Consider the following 3512-nt stretch of genomic DNA (forward strand, 5'->3'; position numbering starts at 1 on the left):
CGTGCCCGGCATGGCCCAGCAAACCATCGACCCGGCCGTGTTCCGCGCCCTCAACGCCGCGCAGGCGGCGCAGCAGAAGGGCGATCACGGCGCGGCGCGCCAGGCGCTGGAGGCCGCCGAGGCCAAGAGCGGCAGCCTCGAAGAGGCGCTGATCTGGCGCAGCCAGGCCTATGTGGCCTGGTCGGCCGGCCACAACGGCCAGGCCATCGACTGGCTGGACAAGGCCGTGCGCAGCGGCAAGCTGGACGAGCAGATGCTCGCCGGCGAACGCCTCAACCTGGCCAAGCTCAACCTCGGCGAGCACCGTTTCGCCAAGGTGGTGGAGTTACTGGCGCCGGAGCAGGGCAAGGCCTCCGAAGAAGTGTTGCAGCTGCTGGTGCAGGCCTACCAGGGCCTGAACCAGCCGGCCAAGGCCTTGCCGCTGGCCGAGCGTTACGTACAGGCCAACCCCAAGGCCGGCGATATCTGGCTGCAGTTTTTGGTGGGCGTCAACGCCGACCTCAAGCGCTATGCCCAGGCCGAGCGCTGGCAGCGCCAGCTGCTGGCACGTAAGCCGGACGACGCCAAGGGCTGGCACCAGTTGGCCGGGCTGCAGCAGATGGCCGGCAGCCAGGACAAGGCGCTGGCCACCCTGCGTGCGGCGCACAGCAAGGGTCTGCGTTTCAGCGAGTCCGAGCTGGACAACCTGGTGCTGCTCGCCGGCGCAGCGGATCAACCCTGGCAGGGCGCCAAGCTGCTTGCCGGCATGCTCGACAGCGGCCTGCTGGCCAACACCGCGGCGCGCCAGGAGCGTCTGGGCCTGTTCTGGTGGCAGGCGCGCGATCGCGCCGCAGCGGTGCGTGTGCTGCGCCCACTGGCCGAGCGCAGCGGCAACGGCAAGCACTGGCTGTACGTCGCCCAGCTGGAGCTGGAGCAGGCGCGCTGGCAGGCCGGCCTGGAGGCGCTGGCGCGTGCCGAGCGCAGCGGCGCCGAACGCAGCAAGGTGCGCTCCTGGCGCCAGTGGGCGGAAAGCGAGCTGCGCTTCGAGCAGGAAAACCGAGTCGCCAGTCGCAGCTAGGCCAGCGACCCTTGGGGGCGGCGTGCGCAGCGCGGCGAGGGTTTCGCGGCTAGAGCCACTCCTACACCGGCGCTAGCGCAGCCTGTGCCAACGAAAAAGCCAGACCCTGGGGTCTGGCTTTTTCGTTTTGTGTCGCGGGCGGCTCAGCTATCGGGCAGCTCGTAAGCGTAGATCTTGTCCGCCGTCATCTGGTAGCCGACCTCGGCCAGTTCGCTGCTGACGTGCTCGACCTTCAGTGGCCCCTCGACCCAGAACGGCTGGTACAGCGCATCGAGCAGCACGCCCAGCTCGCTGGTGACGTGCACGATCTGGTTCGACGGCGGCGGCGGCACGTGGATGCAGGCGCCGAAGTAGGGCACCAGGAGGAACTCGATCACCCGGCCTTCGTCGGTCACGTCCAGCGGCACTATGTAGCCGGGCAGCTTGATGGCCTGGCCGTCCAGTTCCTTCACCACCGGTGCGGCCGGCGATTGCTGCATGGCCGCCGGGCCGGACTCGGCCAGGGCGTCGGCCAGCTGCGAGAGGTCGTGGATAGGGGCGGCGTCCATCTGCTGCGGCGGCGCATCGGCCGGCACCAGTTCGGACCAGGTGAGTTCGCGCACCTCGGCGGCGGCCAGCGGCAGGGCCAGCGAGAGCAGCAGGGTGGCGAGCAGGGGGCGGGACATGGAAAACCTCGTTGTAGGAGCGCCCGCGCAGTGTACGCCAGGCGCGGCCCACTTTGCCTCAGAGCCTTGTTCACGATCTTGCGAGCTAGAGCGATACAAGGCAAAAACAAGGGAGGAAGCGGAGTGTACTTTTTGTACATGAGCATTACTCGCTCCGCTCGCCCCTTCGGGGCCGCACTGAAGTGCGTTAGCCGCAAGCGGCTTTCCGAGCTTGTTTTTAACGCAGTAGCGCCGACGCGCAGCAGATCATGAACAGGCTCTCAGAGCCTGATCGACAGGCCATCGGCCAGCGACTGGCGGTAGGCACGCCAGGCCGGCACGCTGCCCATCAGCAGGGCGGCGGCGAGGATGGCGCCAAGCAGCTTCCATTCGTAACTCGACGGCGCATTGAGCGCCAGGTACAGGCCGTAGTTGGCCTGCACATGGCCCTGGCTGGCGGCGATGCCCAGGTACAGCAGCAGCAGGCCGAGCAGCACGCCGGCCAGGGCCAGGGCGAAGGCCTCCAGCACCAGCAAACTGGCGATATGCCAGGGCCGCGCGCCCACCGAGCGCAGGATCGCCATCTCGCGGCGGCGTTCGTTAAGGCTGGTGAGGATCGCCGTGAGCATGCCGATCAGGCCGGTCAGCACGACGAACAGCGAGACCACGAACAGCGCCTGCTCGGCCGTGCCCATCAGGCTCCACAGCTCCTGCAGGGCCACCCCGGGGAGGATCGCCAGCAAGGGTTCGCCGCGGAACTCGTTGATCTCGCGCTGCAGGCTGAAGGTGGCGATCTTGCTGTTCAGGCCCAGCAGCATCGCGGTGATCTGCTGGGGTTGCAGGTCCATGGCACGCGCCTGCTCGGCGCTGACCTGCGCCGCGCCGCGCGCCGGCATGCCGTTCTGCCAGTCGACGTGCAGCGCCTCCATGCCGGCCAGGGAAATATGCAGGGTGCGGTCCACCGGGGTGCCGGTGCGGGCGAGGATGCCGACCACGGTGAACGGCTTGTCGTCGTGCTTGACCAGGCTGATGCGGGCCACGCCATGGGCCAGGACGATCTGCTCGCCGAGGTCGTAGCCCAGGGCCTGGGCCACTTCGGCGCCGAGCACCACCTCGAAGGGATCCTCGGCGAAGGCGCGACCCTGGGTCAGCTGCAGCTCTTGGCTGCGGGCGTAGCGGTAGTGCTCGAAATAGGCGGCGCTGGTGCCCATCACCCGGTAGCCGCGGTGCGAGTCGCCGAGGGAGATGGGGATGGCCCATTTGACCTGGCGGTGCTCGGCGAAGCGCTCGAAGCTGTCCCAGCGGATATTGTTGGTGGCGTTGCCGATGCGGAACACCGAATACAGCAGCAGGTTGACGCTGCCCGAGCGCGCGCCGACGATCAGGTCGGTGCCGCTGATGGTGTTGGCGAAGCTGGCGCGCGCCTCGGTGCGCACCCGTTCCACCGCCAGCAGCAGGCACACCGACAGGGCGATGGCGAACACCGTGAGCAGGGCGGTAAAACGGCGGTTGGCCAGGCTGGCCAGGGCGATGCGGATCAAATGCATCTCAGGCCTCCTGCGGGCGCGTGGCGCGGTTGAGTTCGGCCAGCGACAGACTGCGGTCGAACAGCGGCGCCAGGCTCTGGTCGTGGCTGACGAACAGCAGGCTGGCGCCGGCCGCGCGGCATTCGGCGAACAGCAGCTGGAGGAAGGCCTCGCGGGCATCGAAGTCCAGCGCCGAGGTGGGTTCGTCGGCGATCACCAGTTCCGGCTGGCCGATCAGCGCGCGGGCGGCGGCGACACGCTGCTGCTGGCCGATCGACAGCTCGT

General features: G+C 68.5%; 4 protein-coding genes. 1 reads left to right on the forward strand and 3 read right to left on the reverse strand.

All coding sequences use genetic code 11. The features are described 5' to 3' along the window. The first annotated feature begins 10 nt into the window (after positions 1-10). Complete coding sequence (locus N878_RS15335) at positions 11-1057, forward strand: tetratricopeptide repeat protein (protein WP_051365820.1); 1047 nt, start codon at positions 11-13, stop codon at positions 1055-1057. Between the two features lie 143 nt (positions 1058-1200). Here N878_RS15335 and N878_RS15340 read toward each other — a convergent pair whose 3' ends face one another. From N878_RS15340 to N878_RS15350, 3 genes are all read right to left on the reverse strand, one after another. After that, positions 1201-1722, reverse strand: a complete 522-nt coding sequence (locus N878_RS15340; RefSeq protein WP_021444502.1) for a DUF3299 domain-containing protein — start codon at positions 1720-1722, stop codon at positions 1201-1203. A 260-nt stretch (positions 1723-1982) separates the two neighbouring features. Beyond that, positions 1983-3248 (reverse strand): ABC transporter permease, encoded by a 1266-nt coding sequence (locus N878_RS15345; RefSeq protein WP_021444503.1) that lies wholly within the window; start codon positions 3246-3248, stop codon positions 1983-1985. Between the two features lies 1 nt (position 3249). Further along, positions 3250-3512 (reverse strand): ATP-binding cassette domain-containing protein (locus tag N878_RS15350; RefSeq protein WP_021444504.1); only part of this gene is annotated, 263 nt, incomplete at its 5' end.

The sequence above is a fragment of the Pseudomonas sp. EGD-AK9 genome, assembly GCF_000465935.2.
In the GTDB taxonomy this organism is placed as follows: domain Bacteria; phylum Pseudomonadota; class Gammaproteobacteria; order Pseudomonadales; family Pseudomonadaceae; genus Aquipseudomonas.